2 protein-coding genes are annotated in these 19,846 nt (G+C 73.1%); both read right to left on the bottom strand.

From position 1 onward, the window contains the following. Positions 1-8 precede the first annotated feature (8 nt). Positions 9-8,750: a type I polyketide synthase gene (locus ACLJRM_RS06365; RefSeq protein ID WP_410662552.1), complete on the bottom strand. Its 8,742-nt coding sequence runs from the start codon at positions 8,748-8,750 to the stop codon at positions 9-11. Positions 8,751-8,780: 30 nt separating this feature from the next. Beyond that, a complete protein-coding gene (locus ACLJRM_RS06370) occupies positions 8,781-19,817 on the bottom strand; it encodes an SDR family NAD(P)-dependent oxidoreductase (protein WP_410662553.1) in 11,037 nt (3,678 codons plus the stop codon). Positions 19,818-19,846 lie beyond the last annotated feature (29 nt).

A 19,846-nucleotide genomic window follows, 5' to 3' on the forward strand; every position in this document is an offset into this window, starting at 1 on the left:
GGGGTGGTTCACCTTCCGGTCCGGCTCGGGCGCTTGCGGAGCTTCGCGGTGCGGGCGCGGCGGCGTTCGCCGCGGGCGGAGACGTCTTCGGCGGGTTCGGCCGTCACCTGCGGTGCGCCGGGTTCGCCGAGGAGCGTGACGAATTCGGCGATGGTCGGTTTCTCGAACAGGCTCGCCGGGGCGAGCTCGACGCCGAATTCCTTGGCGACGCGGCCGATCAGCACCAGGCCGATCAGCGAAGTGCCGCCGAGGTCGAAGAACGGGTCGTGCACGCCGACCTCTTCCAGGCCGAGGCAGTCGCACCAGGCGGCGGCGACGCGTTCCTCCGCCGGGGTGCGCGGGGCGACGTACGCGGTGCGCAGTTCGGGCCGCGGGTACCGCTCCCCGGTGGGGATCGCGGCGTCGGCGCCGACCAGCGCGTCGACCGAACCCATCCGGGCCAGCGCGGCCAGCACGTCGGTCAACGGGAGCGGCAGCACGGTCACCAGCGGCTCGCCGGAGGCGACGATCCGCGAGAGCAGTTCGGTGCCTTCTTCGGCGCCGATGCCGAACTCCTCGCGGAACTTGCGCGACCCTTCCTGCGCTTCGGTGGAGCCGGACAGCCCGGACGACGTCCAGGCGTCCAGCTGCCAGGGCCCCCACGCGACCGACACGACCTGCTTGGCCGGGCCCCGTCCGCCCGCGGCGGCGGAGGCGACACCGTCGAGGAAGGCGTTCGCCGCGGAGTAGTCGATCTCGCCGACGCCCACGGTGAGCGTCACCGTCGAGGAGTACAGGACCAGCAGGTCGACCGGTTCGACGCGCAGCGCGTCGGTCAGGGCGAGGGTGCCGTCGATCTTCGGCGCCAGCACCGCGGCCGCCTGCTCACGGGTCTTGTTCTGCAGCAGGCCGCCACCGGCGATCCCGGCGGCGTGCACGACGCCGTCGAGGTAACCGAAGTAGCCGCGGACCTCGGCCAGCAGCGCGGCGGCCTCGCCGGGAGCGCTGACGTCGGCTCGCAGCGTCAGGACGTCGGCACCGAGGGCACGCAGATCGCGCACCGCCAGCAGGACTTCGCTCGTGCGGTCGTCGACACCGTGGTCGGAGATCCAGGCGTCCCAGGTCTCCTCCGGCGGCAGTTCGGAGCGGCCTGCCAGCGCGAGGTTCACGCCCAGCGGCGCCAAACGCTTGGCCAGGGCCAGGCCGAGGACGCCGAGCCCACCGGTGATCAGGTAGGTACCGCCGGGCTTCCAGGCCAGTGCGTCGTCGGTCTCCGGCAGCTCGACGACGTCGAAGCCGCGCAGCCAGCGCCGTCCGCCGCGCCAGGCGGCGACCGCGACCCCGTCGACCGTGTCCACTGTGGACGCCGCGAGCAGGTCGAGCTCGTGGGTGGCCTGGGCGACCTTGTCGCCGGTGCGGTCGAAGTCCGCGTACTGCGCGTGGACCGACGGATACTCGGCGGCGATCGCATCGGCCGTGGCCGCGATGGTCGGGGCGAAGGCGTCGGTGGCGTCCCCGCCGAGGACGTCGAAACCATTGTGTCCCAAGGCGAGCAGGTCGACGCGACGCCCGGCGCATTCGGCACCGATGGCCTTGCCTAGTTCCAGAAGGCTGTAGAAGCCGGATTCGAGGCCGCTCGCGGTGAGACCGAGGGCGTGCACGATCCGCAGCGGTCCGTCACCGGCGAGCGCTCGGCGGTCCACATCGGACGCGACCGTGACGCGGTGCCCGGCGGCTTCCGCGGCGGCCGCGAAGCCGTCGGCGAACTTGCCCGGCTCGGCGAACAGAACCAAGTCGCCCGGGGTCGCGGGCACTCGGCGGGTGGTGTCCCGGTGCCAGGTCGGCGTGTGCGCGGCGAGGCCCGAACGGACCGGGGTCTCGGGCGCGGCCTCACCGGCGGACATCTGCGTCAGCGACCAGCCGTTGCCGCGGGAGGCGACCTCCGGCCAGTAGCGGGTCCGCTGGAAGCGGTACCCGGGCAGGGAAACGAACCGGCGGTCCGGCCCCGCGCCCTTCGCCCAGCCGATCTGGACGCCGTGTTCCCACAGCGCGCCGAGCGCGGTCAGCCAGGCACGCCGTCCGGCCCCGGCCACCGGCTCCGGCAGCAGGGAGACGACCGGGGTCTGCGGCAGGTAGCGACCGGCTGCCTCGGCGCCGTCGTCCCCGAGCCCGGCTTCGACCAGGACACCGGCGTACTTGGCCAGCGCCAGCAGGCCGTCTTCGAAGCGGTCGTCCGCGATCCGCCAGTGCGCCGGATCCGCGGCCTCGGCAGCGGTGAGCACCGCGCCGGTGCGGGGCGAGATCACCGGTACCGTCGGCGTTCCCGCCTTCGGAACCGATCCGCCGAGCGCGAGTTCGAGGCCCTCGGCGAGCCCGAACAGGCCGCCCGCGACGGCTGCGACGCATTCGCCGGTCCCCCGGCCCAGCAGCACGGCCGGTTCGAGGCCCCACGCGGTCAGCAGCCGGGTGAAGGCGTACTCGACGGCGAAGACCACGGCCCGTTCGTCGGCCTCGGCGGTGCCGTAAAGCGCGCCGAGCAGGTCTGCGCGGCCGTCCAGCAGGGCCGCGCAGTCGTCGATCGCGGCGCGGAAGGCGAGTTCGGTGCGGTAGAGCTCGTCGGTGGTGCCCTGCCAGCCGTGGCGGGTGCCGGACAGCAGGAGCCCGAAGCGACGCTTGTCGGTGACGGCCGTGCCGCCGGTGACCGAGTTCAGCGCCGTGACGGCGTCGCCGTGGTCGCGGACCAGCACCGCCTTGCGGAGCGGGAGAGCGCTGCGTCCGGCCTGGGTGGTGAAGGCGACGTCGGCCAGTTCGGCGTCTTCGGTCAGGTGGGCGGCGAGGGCTTCCGCGGTGGCGCGCAGCCCGGCTTCGCTCTGCCCGGACAGCGTGAGCAGCTGCCATTCCCCGCCCGGGGTGGCGGCCGGGGCGGGCGCGGCCTGGTCGAGGACGAAGTGGACGTTCGAGCCGGACCAGCCGAACGAGCTGACGCCCGCGCGCAGGATCCCGTCGGCGTTGGCGGGGAACGGCCGCGCTTCGGGGACCGGGCGCACCGTGCCGTCCACGGTGACCACCGAGTTCGGCGTGCTCATGTGCAGGTTGCCCGGCAGGGTTCCGTTTTCCAGTGACAGCACCGTTTTGATCAGCCCGGCCATGCCCGCCGCGGCCAGGGTGTGGCCGACGTTCGTCTTGACCGCGCCGACGTAGAGCGGCTCGGGCGCGTTGCGCTCACCGAAGATCTCGCCGAGCGCGGTGAACTCGATCGCGTCGCCGAGCTGGGTGCCGGAGCCGTGCGCCTCGACGTAACCGATCTCGTCGGGAGCGACCCCGGCGTCGGCCAGCGCCGCCCGGATGACCGCGTTCTGCGCCGCGCGGTTCGGTGCGGTGAGGCCGTTGCTGCGGCCGTCCTGGTTGGTCGCGGTGCCGCGGATGACCGCCCGCGTCCGCCTGCCCGGGCCGACCTCGCCCGCCCGGCGGAGCACGACGACGCCGCCGCCTTCGCCGATGACGTAGCCGTCGGCGCTCTCGTCGAAGGTCTTGGTGCGGCCGTCGACCGCGAGCATGCTCATCTTGCAGGACTGGATGAAGACGTCCGGGTTGATCATCGCCGAGGCCGCGCCGACGATCGCGATGTCGCACTCGCCCCGGCGAAGGCTCTGCACGGCCAGGTGTGCCGCGCTCAGCGCCGACGAGCAGGCGGTGTCGACGGTCAGGCAGGGCCCGCGCAGGTCGAGCAGATGCGCGATGCGCCCGGCGGCGGCGGAAAGCGAGCTGCCGAGGCCGAAGTAGGGGTCGTCGGCCGCGTCCATGCCGTCGGCTTCGAGCTGCCGCATGCTGTACTGCATGGTGTCGATCAGGCCGGCGAACACGCCGGTGCGGCTGCCGCGCAGTTCGTCCGCGGTGAGCCCGGCGTCCTCGATGCCCTCCCACACCAGCTCCATGAGCAGCCGGAACGTCGGGTCGAGCCGCCGCGCTTCCTGGGGCGACAGACCGAAGAACGCCGCATCCCAGCCCGCGATGTCGTCGACGAACGCGCCCTGCTGCGTGTACGCCTTGCCCGGCGCGGTGCGGTCGGGGTCGTAGTAGTCGGCGGCGGTCCAGCGGTCCGGCGGCACCTCGCGCACGAGATCCTTGCCCTGGACCAGGTTCTCCCAGAACTTCTCGGGAGTGTCGCTGCCGCCCGCGAACCGGCAGGACAGGCCGACCACGGCGACGTCCTGGCCCGCGGCGGCCGGGCCGGTGACGACGGTCCGGGTCTCCTGGGCGAACGGGGTGAGCGCGGCCAGCAGATGCGCGGCCAGCGCGGCCGGGGTCGCGTGGTCGAACACCATGGTCGGCGGCAGCGCCAGCCCGGTCTCGGTGTTGATCCGGCCGCGCAGTTCGATGGCGGTGAGCGAATCGATGCCCAGTTTGGTGAACTGCTGCCCGGCCGGGACACCGTCGGTGTGCCCGAGGACGGCGGCGGTGTGGGTCAGGACCAGTTCGGTGACGACGCGTTCGCGTTCGGCCTCGGGCAGTCCGGCGAGCCGGGTGCGCCACGCGTCGGCGGCTTCCGCGCCCTCGGCGGCCTGTGCTGCTTCGGCGGCGGCGATGGCGGCGACCTCGGGCAGGTCGGCCAGCAGCGGGCTGGGCCGCAGCGCGGCGAACGGCGGCGCGAACTTCTCCCAGGTCAGTTCGGCGACGGTCAGCGCGGTCTCGTCGCGGTCGAGCGCCTGGCGGAGCGCGACGAGCCCGGTTTCGGGTGCCATGGCGGGAACGCCGAGTCCGCTGAGCATTTCGTCGAGGTCCGCGCCGACTCCCATGCCGACCCGGCCCCAGCGGCCCCACGCGATCGACGTCGCGGGCAGGCCGCGCGACCGGCGCCGTTGCGCGACCGCTTCGAGGTGCGCGTTCGCGGCGCCGTAAGCGCTCTGGACCGCGTTGCCGATGGAAGCGGCGATCGAGGAGAACAGCACGAAGGCGTCGAGGTCGAGTCCTTCGGTGAGTTCTTCGAGGTTGCGCGTCCCGGCCACCTTGGGGCGCAGGACGTCGGCGTAGCGCTCGCGGTCCATCGTCTCGATGAGGCCGAGTTCGAGTACCCCGGCGAGGTGGAAGACGGCGCGGAGGTCGTCGCGGACCGGCTCGATGACCGCGGCCAGGGCATCGCGGTCGGCGACGTCGCAGGCGGCGATGGTGACGCGATCGCCTGCCAGTTCGGCCGCGCCGGGTGCGTCTTCTCCCTGGCGTGAAACGAGAACGACGTGGTCGGCGCCGTGCTCGACCAGCCACCGGGCGACGATCCCGCCCAGGCCGCCGGTGCCACCGGTGACGAGTACGGTGCCACGCGGCTTCCACGACCGCTTGGGCTCGGCGGGTTCTGCGTGCGCGAGCCGCCTGCCGAAAGCGCCGGTCGCGCGGACGGCGACCTGGTCCTCACCGCGGGGACCGGTGAGGACGCCGCGCAGCAGGGCCACGACCCGCTCCCCCGCCTCGGCCGGGACGTCGACGAGCCCGCCCCACGCCTGGGGGTTCTCCAGTGCGGCCGCGCGGCCGAAGCCCCACAGCTGGGACTGCGCGGGCGCGTCCGGTGCGTCATGGGCGCCGGTCGAGACCGCGCCGCGGGTCAGCGTCCACAGTGGACCTTGAGGATCACGTGCGGCCAATTCCCGCACCAGCGTCATGGTGGCCTCGGCACCGAAGGACAGTCCGTCGCTCTCGGTCTCGTCGAGGGCCAGCAAGGACAGGATGCCGTCGAAAGACTCGTCGGGCAGTTCCACGCGATCGGGCCGGTCGACGACGAGCCGCCGGATCTCGGCTCCGGCCAAGGCCTCGGCCGCGGTCTCGATCCACGGGTGTTCCCTCGCGGAGGTGACGAGCAGCCAGCGGCCGGTGGCCGTGGTCGACGCGGGAGTGAAGGGCTGCCAGCGAACGTGATAGGCCAGCGAAGCCGCTTCGGCCGACAGCGACCGGGCACGGCGGTAGCGCGACAGAGCGGGCAGGACGGTGCCGAGTGGGGCTTCGACGTCGGACAGCTTCAGCTCGGCGGCGAACTCGCCGACGTCACCCGCTTCGACGACCGACCAGAACCGGCCGTCCTCGGCGGCGACGGGCGCGCCCGCACCCGGGTCCTCCAGCCAGAAACGCTTGCGCTGGAAGGGATAGGTCGGCAGCGTGACCACCCGCGCGCCACTGCCGCCCAGGTAGGCGGCCCAGTCGACCCGGGCGCCGTTGGCATGCGCGAGCCCCAGCGCGGTGACGAGCGTGGCCGCCTGGTCGCGGTCCTTGCGCTGGGTCGCGGCGAAGACAACGCCGTCCGGGCGGACCGAACGGCCCATCGGGGTGAGTGCCGCGTCCGGGCCGAGCTCGAGGAACGTGGTGACGCCTTGGCCGTGCAGGGTTTCCACCGCGTCGGCGAACCGGACGGTGCCGCGGACGTGCTCGGCCCAGTACTCCGGGTCGGTGAGCCTGTCGGCGTTCTGGCCGGTCAGCGTCGAGACGACCGGGATCGCCGGCTCGCGATAGGTCAGGGTCCGCGCGACCGCGGCGAACTCGGCCAGCATCGGCTCCATCAGCGCCGAGTGGAAGGCGTGGGAGACGGACAGGCGGGTCGTGCGGCGGCCCGGGAAGCGTTCGGCGACCGCGGTCGTCGCCGCCTCGGCGCCGGAAAGGACGACCGCGCGGGGTCCGTTGACCGCCGCGAGCGCGACGTCCTCGGACAGGTACGGGCGCACCTCGTCCTCGGTCGCCTCCAGCGCGATCATCGCGCCGCCTTCGGGCAACGCCTGCATCAGCCGACCGCGGGCCAGGACCAGCTTCGCCGCGTCCTCCAGGGAAAGCACCCCGGCGACGTGCGCGGCCGCGAGCTCGCCAACCGAGTGCCCGGCGAGGAAGTCCGGGGTGACACCCCAGGACGTCACGAGCCGGAAGAGCGCGACCTCGAAGGCGAACAGGGCGGGCTGGGCGAATTCGGTGCGGTCGAGCCGCGCGGCGTCGGAGCCGAACACGACGTCGCGGACGCCGGGCAGCTGCGCGCAGGCTTCGTCGAAGGCGTCGGCGAACACCGGGAAGCATTCGTGGAGACGGCGGCCCATGCCGAGTCGCTGCGATCCCTGGCCGGTGAACAGCACGGCGAGGCGTCCGGCGGTGTCGCTGCCGGTGACCGTGCCCGCCTCGCCGCCCGCGAGGGCGCGGAGACCGGCGGCCAGTTCGGTACGGTCGGCGCCGGTGACGACGGCGCGGTGCTCCATCCCGGCCCGGGTGGTGGCCAGCGACAGCGCGACATCGACGGGCTCGGCGCCGGACTCGTCCACAGTGGACAACAGTGCGGCGGCCTGTGCGCGGACGGCCTCGGGGGAAGCGCCGGACAGGACGTAGGGAACGACCGGCGGGGCTGCGATCTCGCGGTCCGCGGCGGGTTCGTCGGACGGCTGCTCCAGGACGACGTGCGCGTTGGTGCCGCTGATCCCGAACGAGGACACACCCGCGCGGCGGGGCCGGTCGGTGGCGGTCCACGGTCGGGCCTTGTCGAGCAGTTCCACGGAACCGGCCGACCAGTCGACGTGCGGGGACGGCGCGTCGACGTGCAGGGTCGCGGGCAGCACTCCGTGGCGCATCGCTTCGACCAGCTTGACGATGCCGGCGAGTCCGGCGGCGGCTTGGGTGTGGCCGATGTTCGACTTCACCGAACCCAGCCACAGCGGGGTTTCCCGATCCCGGCCGTAGGTTGCCAGCAACGCCTGCGCCTCGATCGGGTCACCCAGCGCGGTGCCGGTGCCGTGCGCCTCGACAACGTCCACAGTGGACGCTTCGATCCCGGCGTTCGCCAGCGCCGCGCGGATCACGCGCTGCTGAGAGGGACCGTTCGGGGCGGTCAGGCCGCTGGAGGCGCCGTCGGAGTTGACCGCGCTGCCGCGAACGAGCGCGAGGACCGGATGGCCGTTGCGGCGGGCGTCGGAAAGGCGTTCCAGCACCAGCATCCCGGCGCCCTCGGCCCAGTTCGTGCCGTCGGCGGCGGCCGCGAAGGGCTTGCAGCGGCCGTCCGGCGCGAGCCCCCGCTGCCTCGAGAACTCGACGAACGCGCCCGGCGTCGCCATCACCGTGACCCCGCCGGCCAGTGCCAGCGTGCACTCCCCCGACCGCAGCGCGCGGGCCGCGAGGTGGACCGCGACCAGCGAAGACGAGCACGCCGTGTCGATCGACACCGACGGTCCTTCGAGGCCGAGGGCGTAGGAAACCCTGCCGGAGACGACGCTGCCGGAGGTGCCGATGCCCAGGTAGCCCTCGTGTTCCTCGGGCAGGGCGGTCAGCCGCGAGGCGTAGTCGGTGAACCCGACCCCGGCGAACACGCCGGTGGCGCTGCCTTTGAGCGAGAGCGGGTCGATCCCGGCCCGCTCGACGGCCTCCCACGCGGTCTCGAGCAGAAGCCGCTGCTGCGGATCGGTCGCCTCGGCCTCCCGCGGCGAGATACCGAACAGTTCGTTGTCGAACTCGGCGGCGTCGTGCAGGAAGCCGCCTTCACGGACGTAGCTGGTTCCCGGGACGGACGCGTCGAGGTCGTGGATCGCGTCGGTGTCCCAGCCGCGGTCGACGGGGAACGGCGAGATCGCGTCGGCGCCCGAATCGACCAGGTCCCACAACTGTTCCGGGGTGCGGACACCGCCGGGGAACCGGCAGCTCATCGCGACGATCGCGATGGGCTCGGTCTCCTTCTCCCGCGCGTCCGCCAGCTCGCGGCGGCTCTCACGCAGGTCGGCCGCCATCCGCTTGAGGTAGTCGACGTACTGCTCTTCCGAAGGCATGGGTCACGGCTCCTGAGGGTCTGTCGCGGGTCAGCGCGGGCCGAACTCGTTGTCGATCAGCGCGAGGAGGTCGTCCGGGGACGCGGCTTCGAGGTCGGCGGTGGCGTGCGCGGGCTTCTTCGCCGCCCAGGCCGACACCAGCCGCTTCAGCCGTCCGTCGATCTCCGCGTCGCCGGGGTCGGCGCCGTCGAGCAGGGCTTCGAGCCGGGTGATCTGTTCGGTCACCGCGGCACCGGCGCCGGTCTCGGGGGCGAGTTCGGTCTGGAGGTACTTGGCCAGCGCGTCCGGCGCCGGGTAGTCGAAGACGACCGTCGTGGGCAGGGTGAGCCCGGTCGCGGCGGCCAGCGCGGTCCGGAACTCGACCGCGGTGAGCGAGTCGAAACCGAGGTCGAGGAAGCCGCGTCCGGGGGCGATCGCGGCCGCCCCGGCGTGCCCGAGCACGGCCGCGGCCTGCCCGCGCACCAGGTCGAGCAACGCGCGCTCCTGCTCCGCCTCGGCCAGCCCGGCGAGCTTGGAACGCAGTTCGCCGGCGTCGGCCGCCGCGGCCCGGCGCCGCACCGCGGGGACCAGATCGCGCAGCACCGGCGGGAGTTGCCCGGCCGCGGCGAGCCCGGCTCGATCGAGCTTCACCGGGACCGACGCCGCCAGGTCCGTGGCCAGTGCCGCGTCGAACAGCGCCAGGCCTTCGTCGGTGCTCAGCGCGGGGAAACCGTTGCGGCTCAGCCGTTGCCCGGCTTGCTCGCCGAGCGCGCCGCCCATGCCGTCGGCCCAGCGGCCCCAGGCCAGCGAGCGGGCGGGCAGGCCGAGCGCCCGGCGGTGCACGGCGAGACCGTCGAGGAACGCGTTGGCGGCGGCGTAGTTGCCCTGCCCGGCGTTGCCGAGCACCCCGGCGGCCGAGGAGAACAGGACGAACGCCGCGAGCTCGTGACCCTTCGTCAGTTCGTGCAGATGCCAAGCGGCGGCGGCCTTCGGGCCGAACACGGTCGCGAGCCGATCCGGGGTGAGCGTGTCGACGAGACCGTCGTCGAGGACACCCGCCGCGTGCACGATCCCGGTCAGTCCGGGGATACCGGCCAGCAGGGTTTCGACAGCGGCGCGGTCCGCTACGTCGCAGGCCTCGATCCGGACGTCGGCGCCGAGCACCTTCAGCTCGTCGGACAACTCGGTCGCGCCCGGGGCGTCCGGCCCGCGACGGCTGGTCAGCACGAGGTCGCGGACCCCGTACGCCTGAACCAGATGCCGCGCGAGGTGGGCGCCGAGCCCACCGGTGCCGCCGGTGACGAGCACCGCTCCACCTGCCAGCTCCGGTGCCTCGGCGGCGGAGTCACGCACCTGCGCGAGCCTCGGCGCGTACAGCTTTCCTTCGCGCAGCAGCAGTTGGTCCTCACCGGTGGCCAGGGCCCTGCCGAGAATCGTCGTGTCGCCATCGCCGTCGACGAGGACGAACCGGCCGGGGTTCTCCGACTGCGCGGCACGCACCAGACCCCAGACCGCGGCGGCCGCGGGGTCGGCACCGTCCTCTTCGGACAGTGCGACCGCACCGGCGGTCAGGACGACCAGGCGGGTCTCCGCGTACTTCGGGTCCTGGAGCGCGGCGAGCACGGTCGCGGTCGCCGTCCGGGCCGCGTCGGCGACGTCGCCGTCGGGCTCGGCGAGTTCCAGTACGACGGCGTCGGGCAGGTCCGCGCCGACGTCTTCGTGGCGGGCCCACGACGTTTCGCCGTCGACCGCCGGAACCGGTGTCCAGACGATCCGGTGGAGCGACTCGCTCGGCGCCGTCACGGCCGCCGGGCGTTCCCCGAAGGTCACCTCGGCGGACAGCACCGGGGCACCGGCGAGGTCGAAGACCGCCAGCTCCCCCGCCGGGCTCAGGCTCGCCCGGACGGTGGTGGCGCCGGTGGCGTGCAGGGTGACGTTCCGCCAGGCGACCGGCCAGCCGTACTCGGTCAGCAGCGGGTCGATCAGGCCCGGGTGGAGACCGAACAGCTGCGGGATGTCGTCCGGCACGGTCAGTTCGGTCAGGACGTCGGGGGCGGCCGGTGCCGGGGCGGGTGCGGTGACCAGGTATCCGGTGCCGTGGCGCTGCCAGTCCTTCCCGGCGCGGGTGTGGATCGAGACCGGGCGGCGGCCGCCGTCCTCGGGGCCGACGGCGACCTGGACCTCGCGGTCCCCGGTCAGCGGCGCCTCGATGGCGAACTCCGCGAGGGTGCCCGCACCGGCCTCGTCACCGGCGCGGATCGCGAGTTCGACGAGCAGGGTGTCCGAGGGGTCGGACGGGAGGACCCCGGTGCACAGGACCGAGCCGTCGCCCGCCGAGGTGACCGCGGAGGCCAGGACCGGATGGCGCAGGCCGCCGGCGACCCGCGCCACGGCCGGTTCACGCAGCCAGTACCGCTCGTGCTGGAAGGCGTAGGTCGGCAGGTCGATCACGCGCGGTTTCGCGGGGGCGAAGAACGCGGGCCAGTCGACGTCGATCCCGCGGACGTGCAGCCGGGCCAGCGCGGTGACCGCCGCGGTGGGCTCGTCCCGATCGTCGCGCAGGGCGGGGATCGCCTCGCCGGACCCCGCGGCCAGCGCCGAAAGCACCGCCGCCGGTCCGATTTCGAGGAAAGTGGTCACGTTTTCGGCCGAGAGGGCGGTCAGCGCGTCGGCGAACCGGACCGGTTCCCGCACGTGCCGCACCCAGTACACGGGATCGGTCAGCTCGGTGGCGACGGCGCCGGTGACGGCCGAGACGACCGGGATCTTCGGCTCGGCGTAGGTCAGGCTCCGCGCCACTTCGGCGAAGTCTTCGAGCATCGGGTCCATCAGCGGCGAGTGGAACGCGTGGGAGACGTCGAGGCGCTTCACCTTGCGGCCACGGGCTTCCAGCGCCGACGCGGCGGCCAGCACCGGTTCCTCCGCGCCCGAGAGCACGATGGCGTCGGGCCCGTTGATCGCGGCGACGGCGACCCCGCCGAACTCGGCGGCCTCGGCCTCGGTCGCCTGCACGGCGACCATCGCGCCGCCTTCCGGCAGCGCCTCCATCAGCCTGCCGCGGGCTTCGATCAGTTTCGCCGCGTCCTCCAGCGAGAACACGCCTGCGACGTGCGCGGCCGCGATCTCACCGATCGAGTGCCCGGTGACGTAGGCGGGACGCACACCCCAGGACTCGAAGAGCCGGTAGAGCGCGACTTCCAGAGCGAAAATGGCGGGCTGGGCGGTCCCGGTCCGGCTGAGATCGCCGTCGATCGGGAGAAGCGCGGCGATCTCGTCGTAAACCTTCGCGAAGGCGGGGAAGGCTTCGTACAGGCCGCGGCCCATCCCGGCGCGCTGCGAACCCTGTCCGGTGAACAGGAACGCGAGTCGGCCGGTCGCGGGTTCGCCGGTGACGACGCCTCCCGCGGATCCTCCGGAGGCCAGTGCCCGCAGCCCGGCGCCGGGCTCGCCGACGACGACCGCGCGGTACGCGTGGTGAGTCCTGGTGGTCGCCAGCGAGAATCCCGCGTCGACCGAAGAATCCACAGTAGACAGACGAGAAGCTTGAGCGGCCAGGGCCTCCGGGGTACGACCGGAGAGCACCAGGGGTACGACAGGCAGCGATCCCGAAGGCTCGGGCTCGGCTTCGGCCGGGGCCTGTTCGAGGACGATGTGGGCGTTCGTGCCGCTGATGCCGAAGGACGACACCCCGGCGCGGCGTGGCTGACCGGTCTCCGGCCACGGCTTCTGCTCGGTGAGCAGGGAGATGTCGCCGGTGGTCCAGTCGACGTGCGGGGTCGGCTCGTCCACGTGCAGGCTCGCCGGGACGACACCGTGGTTCATCGCCTCGACCATCTTGATGATCCCGGCGACCCCGGCGGCGGCCTGGGTGTGGCCGATGTTCGACTTGACCGAACCGAGCAGCAACGGCCGCTCGCGGTCACGGCCGTAGGTCGCCAGCAGGGCTTGTGCCTCGATCGGGTCGCCCAGCGGCGTGCCGGTGCCGTGCGCCTCGACGACGTCCACAGTGGACGCCTCCACGCCCGCGTTCGCCAGCGCCGAGCGGATCACCCGCTGCTGCGAGGGACCGTTAGGGGCGGTGAGGCCGTTCGACGCGCCGTCCTGGTTGACCGCCGAGCCCTTGACCACCGCCAGCACCCGGTGTCCGTTACGGCGAGCGTCGGAAAGGCGTTCCAGCACCAGGATTCCGACGCCTTCGGCCCAGTTCGTGCCGTCGGCGGCCCCGGCGAACGGCTTGCAGCGCCCGTCCGGTGCCAATCCGCGCTGACGGGAGAACTCGACGAACATGTCGGGCGAGGCCATCACGTTGACACCGCCCGCCAGTGCCAGCGAGCACTCCCCCGACCGCAGCGACTGCGCGGCCAGGTGCACGGCCACCAGGGACGAAGAGCAAGCGGTGTCGACGGAAACGGCCGGGCCTTCCAGTCCCAGCGCGTAGGCGACCCGGCCGGAGACGACACTGCTGAAGGACGCGGTGCCGAGGAAGCCTTCGACCTGCTCGGGAATCGCGCTCAGCCGCGAGATGTAGTCGTTGGACAGCGCCCCGGCGAACACGCCGGTGCTGGTGCCCCGCAGGGAGCCGGGCTCGATACCCGCGCGCTCCAGCGCCTCCCACGCGGTCTCGAGGACCTGCCGCTGCTGCGGGTCGATCGCCAGCGCCTCACGCGGCGAGATCCCGAAGAACTCGGCGTCGAAGTCGCCCGCGTTGTACAGGAAGGCGCCTTCGGAGGCGTAGGTGGTACCCCGGTGGTCGGGGTCCGGGTGGAACAGGGAGTCCAGGGGCCAGTCGCGGTCGGCCGGGAAGTCTCCGACGCCGTCGCGGCCCTCGGCGACCAGCTGCCAGAGCTCGGCGGGCGAGGTGACCTCACCCGGATAGCGGCAGCCCATGCCGACGATGACGACCAGGTCGTCGTGGATACCGGCCCCGGCCGTGGCGGGGGGTACCACGACCGGGGCCGGCGTTTCGTCCCCGACGAGCTCGCCGCGCAGGAAGACCTTCAGCGCGTCCGGTGTCGGGTGGTCGAAGACGAGCGTCGCGGGCAGCCGGAGACCGGTCGCGGCGCCGAGACGGTTGCGCAGCTCGACCGCGGTGAGCGAGTCGAAGCCGATTTCGTTGAACGCGCGGGTCGCGGCGATCCCGGCCGCGTCGGCGTGGCCGAGCACCAGCGCGACCTCGCGGCGCACCAGGTCCAGCAGCAGTTCGTCCCGGTCCGGCGCGGGCAGCCCGGCGAGTTTGCGCCGCAGTTCGCCCGCCTGTTCGGCGCTGGCCGTCTTGGCCTTGGCGCGGCCGGAGCCGCCGACGAGCGCGCGGATCAGCGGCGAGATCGGGGCGTCGCTGCCGCGCACGGTCGCGCGGTCGAACTTGAGGCCCAGCAGGACGGCGTGGTCGAGGCCGACCGCGCGGTCGAACATCGCCAGGCCCTCTCCCGCGTCGATCGGCGGGAAACCGCTGCGGCGCATGCGTTCTTCGCCCGCGTCGCCGAGTTCGCCCTTCATACCGCCGGACCAGAGGCCCCAGGCGACCGACTGCGCCGCGAGACCTTCGGCGCGACGGCGGGTGGCGAGGCCGTCGAGGAAGGCGTTGGCGGCGGCGTAGTTGCCCTGGCCCGGGTTGCCGAGCACACCGGCCGCCGAGGAGAACTGGACGAACCAGCGCAGCGGGAGCCCTGCGGTCAGCTCGTGCAGATGCCAGGCCGCGTCCGCCTTGGGAGCCAGGACACGGTCGAGACGTTCGGGGGTGAGCGCGTCGATCGGGGCGTCGTCGAGGACACCGGCCGCGTGGACGACGCCGGTGAGCGGGTGCTCTTCGGGGATCGAGGCCAGCAGCGCGGCGACGGCGTCGCGGTCCGCGCTGTCACAGGCGGCGATGGTGACGGTCGCGCCCAGGGTTTCGAGTTCGGCGGAAAGCTCGGAAGCGCCGGGCGCGGCCGGACCCCGGCGGCTGGTCAGCAGCAGATGCCGGACGCCGTACTCCGCGATGAGGTGCTTGGCGAGCATCGCGCCGAGACCACCGGTACCGCCGGTGATCAGGACGGTGCCTTCGGGCTCCGGGCCGCGCGGGATGGTGAGCACGACCTTGCCGATGTGCTTGGCCTGGCTGAGCAACCGGAACGCCTCCGGCGCCCGGCGGACGTCCCAGACGCGGCGCGGCAACGGCTTCAGGACACCGGTGGCGAACAGGTCCAGCACTTCGGCCCACATGCGGGAGAACTGCTCGGGACCCGCCTCGATCAGGTCGTAGGGCCGGTACTCGACGCCGGGGTGCCGAGCGGCGACTTCTTCGGGATCGCGCAGACCCGCCTTGCCCATCTCCAGGAACCGGCCGCCGCGCGGCAGGAGCCGCAGGGACGCGTCCACGAAATCGCCGGTGAGCGCGTCGAGGACGACCTCCACGCCGCGTCCTTCGCTGGTGGTGAGGAAGTGCTGTTCGAAGTCGAGGGTGCGGGAGTTGGCGATGTGGGCGTCGTCGAGCCCGGCCTCGCGCAGCACGTGCTGCTTCGCGGGGCTGGCGGTGCTGTAGACCTCGGCGCCGAGATGCCGCGCGATCTGGATCGCGGCCATGCCGACGCCACCGGCGCCCGCGTGGACGAGCACGGACTCCCCCGCCTTCAGACCGGTGAGTTCCTTGAGCCCGAAGTAGGCGGTGAGGAACACCAGCGGCACGGACGCGGCTTCTTCGTCCGTCCAGCCGTCGGGGATCCGTGCGCACATCGAGCGCTGTGCGGTGGTGATGGAGCCGATGCCGCCGATGGCGACGCCCATGACGCGGTCTCCAGGTTTGAGATCGCCTGTGCCTTCTACGTCGGACCCGGTTTCGAGGACGACACCGGCGATCTCGTTGCCGAGCGGGCCGGGTTCGCCCTCGAACATGCCGAGGACGTTGAGCGCGTCGCGGAAGTTGAGCCCCGCGGCGGCGACGGCGACCCGGATGTGCCCGGGCGCCAACGGTTCCAAGGCCTGGGGGCAGGGCTCCAGGCGGAGTTCTTCCAGGGTGCCGCGAGCCGCCATGCCGAGGCGCCACGCGGGTTCGGCGGGCGGGCTCAGTTCGTCGGTTCCCGGGACGGGGCCGAGGCGCAGCACGGCGAACCCGCTGTCGCGCAGGGTGAGCTGGGGTTCGCCGGTCGCGAGCGCGGCGGCGAGTTCGGTGTCGGCGAGGTCGCCGGTCTCGGTGTCGACGAGGACGACGCGGCCCGGCAGTTCGCTTTGCGCGGAGCGGCCGAGGCCCCAGACGGCGGCGGCCGCCGGGTCGACCTTGCCGGGTCCGATCGCGGCGCAGGTGACGATGACGAGTTTCGCGTCGGCGAACCGGTCTTCGGTGGAGAACTGCTGCAGGACGGCGAGGACCTCGCGGGTGGCGATCCGGGCGCCCGCCGGGTCGGTGAAGACCGGGAGCACGACCACCGGTGGCACGGCGCCGCCGCCGATCCGCCCGTGGTAGGCCCATTCGGCCGGGGCCGGCTCGGCCGGGGTGGGGATCGGGGTCCAGTCGAGGCGGAACAGCGAGTCGAGACCGGGGGTCGCCGAGGTGACCGGGGCGAGTTCGCGCAGGGTGAGGGAACCGATGGTGACGACGGGCGCGCCGGTCCCGTCGGCGGCGCGCAGGGTCACGGCGCCGGACGCGGCGGGCGTGAGCTTCAGCCGCAGCGCGGACGCGCCGGTGGCGTGCAGCGTGACGTCCTGCCAGAGGAACGGCAGTTTCGCGCCGCCCGGCTCGTCGGCCAGCAGGCCGATCGCGTGCAGGCCGGCGTCCAGCAGGGCAGGGTGCAGGCCGAACCGGTCGATATCGGCTTTCGCGGTGTCTTCGGGCAGCGCGGTCTCGGCGAAGATCTCTTCGCCGAGGCGCCAAGCCGCCTTGAGTCCTTGGAAAACCGGGCCGTATTCGAGACCCGCGGCGGCGAACACCGGGTAGACCTCGGTGACGTCCACCTGCGTCGCGTCCTTCGGCGGCCATTCGGCGAGGTCGAAGCCCGCGGCCGGGGCCTGCGGGGCCAGCGTTCCCGAACCGTGCAGCGTCCAGGCGCCTTCACCGGCCCGGGAGTAGACGGCGACGGCGCGGCGGGCGCTCTCGTCCGGGGCCGCCAGGACGACCTGGACGTCCAAGGGACCGGCGAGGACCATCGGCTCGCGCAGGGTGAGTTCTTCCAGATGCGCGCAGCCGGCTTCGTCACCGGCCCTCAGCGCCAGCTCGACCAGGGCGGTGCCGGGGACGATGACGGTGCCCGCGACCGCGTGGTCGGAAAGCCAGGGGTGGGTGGACGGCGAGATCCGGCCGGTGAGGACGATCCCGGCACCGTCGGCGAGCGGGACGGACGCGCCCAGCAGCGGGTGGGCGGCGTCGGCGAGGCCGAGCCCGCCGGGGTCGCCCGCGCCGAGTCCGCCGCGCAGCCAGTAGTTCTCGCGCTGGAACGGGTACGTGGGCAGGTCGATCGTGCGGGCGCCGGTGCCGTCGTGGAACACGGTCCAGTCGACGCGGGCGCCGCGGACGTGCAGTTCGGCGAGCACGGTCATCGCCGTCCGGGCTTCGGGGCGGTCCTTGCGCAGCACCGGGACGGTGAGGATGCCTTCGGGCGGCAGCGTCCGCGCGACCATCCCCGCCAGCACCGAATCCGGGCCGATCTCGACGAACCGGGAAACCCCTTCGCCGCGCAAGAAACCGATCCCGTCGGCGAACCGGACGGGCTGCCGGACGTGCCGCGGCCAGTGGCCGGGCACGGTGACCTCGTCGGGTCCGGCGAGACGCCCGGTCACGTTGGACACCACCGGGATCGACGGTGTCCCGTGCGGGATCTCTTCGGCGATCGCGCCGAATTCGGCGAGCATGCCGTCCATCCGCGCGGAATGCGACGCGTGGGAGATGTTGAGCCGCTTGATCTTCCGGCCGCGTTCGGCGAATTTCGCGGCCAGCGCCTCGGCGGCGGCCTCCTCACCGGAGACGACGACCGAGTCGGGCGCGTTGAGCGCGCCGATGGCGAGGCCGTCGGTCAGTTCGGCCGCGACCTCCTCTTCGGTGGCCTGGATGCCGATCATCGCGCCGCCCGGCGGCTGGGCCTCCATCAGGCGGCCGCGCGCGGTGATCATCCGCGCGGCACCGGCGAGGTCCCAGACCTCGGCGACGTGGGCCGCGGCGAGTTCCCCCGCCGAGTGGCCGACGACGTAGTCCGGGCGCGCACCCCACGACTCCAGCAGGCGGAAGAGCGCGACCTGCAGGGCGAACATCGCGGGCTGCGCGTAGGTCATCCGGTCGAGCAGCTTTTGGTCGTCGCCGAAGACGACCTCGGCGAGCGGGCGGTCGAGGTGGGTGTCGAGGGCGGCGCACGCCTCGTCGAAGGCCGCACGGTAGGCCGGGAAGGTGTCGTACAGCTCGCGGCCCATGCCGCAGCGCTGCGCGCCCATCCCGGAGAACAGGAACGCGGTGCGCCCGAGCAGCGGTTCGCCGGTGACGACGCCGGGGGCGGGTTCGCCCGCGGCGAGCGCGGTCAGTCCGGCCTTGAGGTCGTCAGGCGTGCTGCCGACGATCGCGGCGCGGGACTCCAGCGCGGTCCGGGTGGTGGCCAGTGACCAGCCGAGGTCGAGCGGGTCGACGTCGTCCGAATTGGACACAGTGGACAGCAGGTCGGCCGCGGCGGCCTTGAGCGCGGCGGGCCCGCGGGCTGACAGCGGCCAGGTCTGGACGGCGGGCCGGGTCCGCTCCGGCTCGGCGTCCTCGCTTTCGGGGGCCTGCTCCAGGATGACGTGCGCGTTGGTGCCGCTCATGCCGAAGGACGACACCCCGGCCCGCCGGGGCCGGTCGCCGGTGTCCCACGGCTTCGGTTCGGTGAGCAGTTCGACGGCGCCCGCCGTCCAGTCGACGTGCGGGGAGAGCTCGTCCACGTGCAGGGTGCGCGGCAGGACGCCGCGGCGCATGGCCTCGACCATCTTGATGATCCCCGCGGCGCCCGCGGCGGCCTGGGTGTGCCCGATGTTGGACTTGATCGACCCGAGCCACAGCGGGTTTTCCCGTTCGCGGCCGTAGGTGGCCAAGAGCGCCTGTGCCTCGATCGGGTCGCCGAGGGTGGTGCCGGTGCCGTGTGCCTCGACGGCGTCGACGTCGGCGGCGGTCAGCTTCGCGTTCTTCAGCGCGGCACGGATGACGCGCTGCTGGGCCGGGCCGTTGGGCGCGGTCAGGCCGTTGGACGCGCCGTCCTGGTTGACCGCGGATCCCTTGAGGACGGCGAGGATCCGGTGCCCGTTGCGGCGGGCGTCGGACAGCCGCTCCAGCAGGAGCATGCCCGCGCCCTCGGACCAGCCGGTGCCGTCGGCCCCGGCGGCGAACGCCTTGCAGCGCCCGTTCGGCGCCATCCCGCGCTGCCGCGAGAACTCGACGAACGTCTCCGGTGTGGCCATCACCGTGACCCCGCCCGCCAGTGCGAGCGAGCACTCCCCCGACCGCAGCGCGTGCGCCGCGAGGTGGACCGCGACCAGCGAAGACGAGCACGCCGTGTCGATCGTGACCGCCGGCCCCTCCAAGCCGAGGGTGTAGGCGAGCCTGCCCGACAGCACGCTGTTGGACGAGCCGGTGCCGAGAAACCCTTCGACCTCTTCGGATCCGCCGTCGAAACCGGAGACGTACTCACTGCGCATCGCACCGGCGAACACCCCGGTGGCGCTGCCCTTCAACGCGGCCGTGTCCAGCCCCGCCCGTTCGAACGTCTCCCACGTGACCTCCAGCAGCAACCGCTGCTGGGGGTCCATCGCCAGCGCTTCCCGCGGCGAGATGCCGAAGAAGCCCGCGTCGAACTCACCGGCGTCGTGGAGGAATCCGCCCTGATCGCTGTAGCTCGTGCCCCGGTGTTCCGGGTCCGGGTGGTACAGCCCGTCGGTGTCCCAGCCCCGGTTCGCCGGGAATCCCGTCATCCCGTCCCCGCCGCCGTCGACGAGATCCCACAGTCCTTCCGGCGAGGTGACCCCGCCCGGGAACCGGCAGGCCATGCCGATCACGGCCAGCGGCTCGGAGCCGCTCTCCTCGGCTTCTCGCAGACGGCGCCGCGTCTCACGCAGTTCGGCGGTCAGTCGCTTGAGGTAGTCGAGCGTCCGCTCGTCGGTGGTCATGACGGTGGTCCTCCTCGCGGCGCCGGGCC

The sequence above is a fragment of the Amycolatopsis sp. lyj-84 genome, from assembly GCF_046549075.1.
In the GTDB taxonomy this organism is placed as follows: Bacteria; Actinomycetota; Actinomycetes; order Mycobacteriales; family Pseudonocardiaceae; genus Amycolatopsis.

What these genes read in the sequence shown, in the direction of transcription:
- ACLJRM_RS06365 (WP_410662552.1), bottom strand. Translation starts at nt 8,750, where the DNA reads ATGCCTTCGGAAGAGCAGTACGTCGACTACCTCAAGCGGATGGCGGCC.
- ACLJRM_RS06370 (WP_410662553.1), bottom strand. Translation starts at nt 19,817, where the DNA reads ATGACCACCGACGAGCGGACGCTCGACTACCTCAAGCGACTGACCGCC.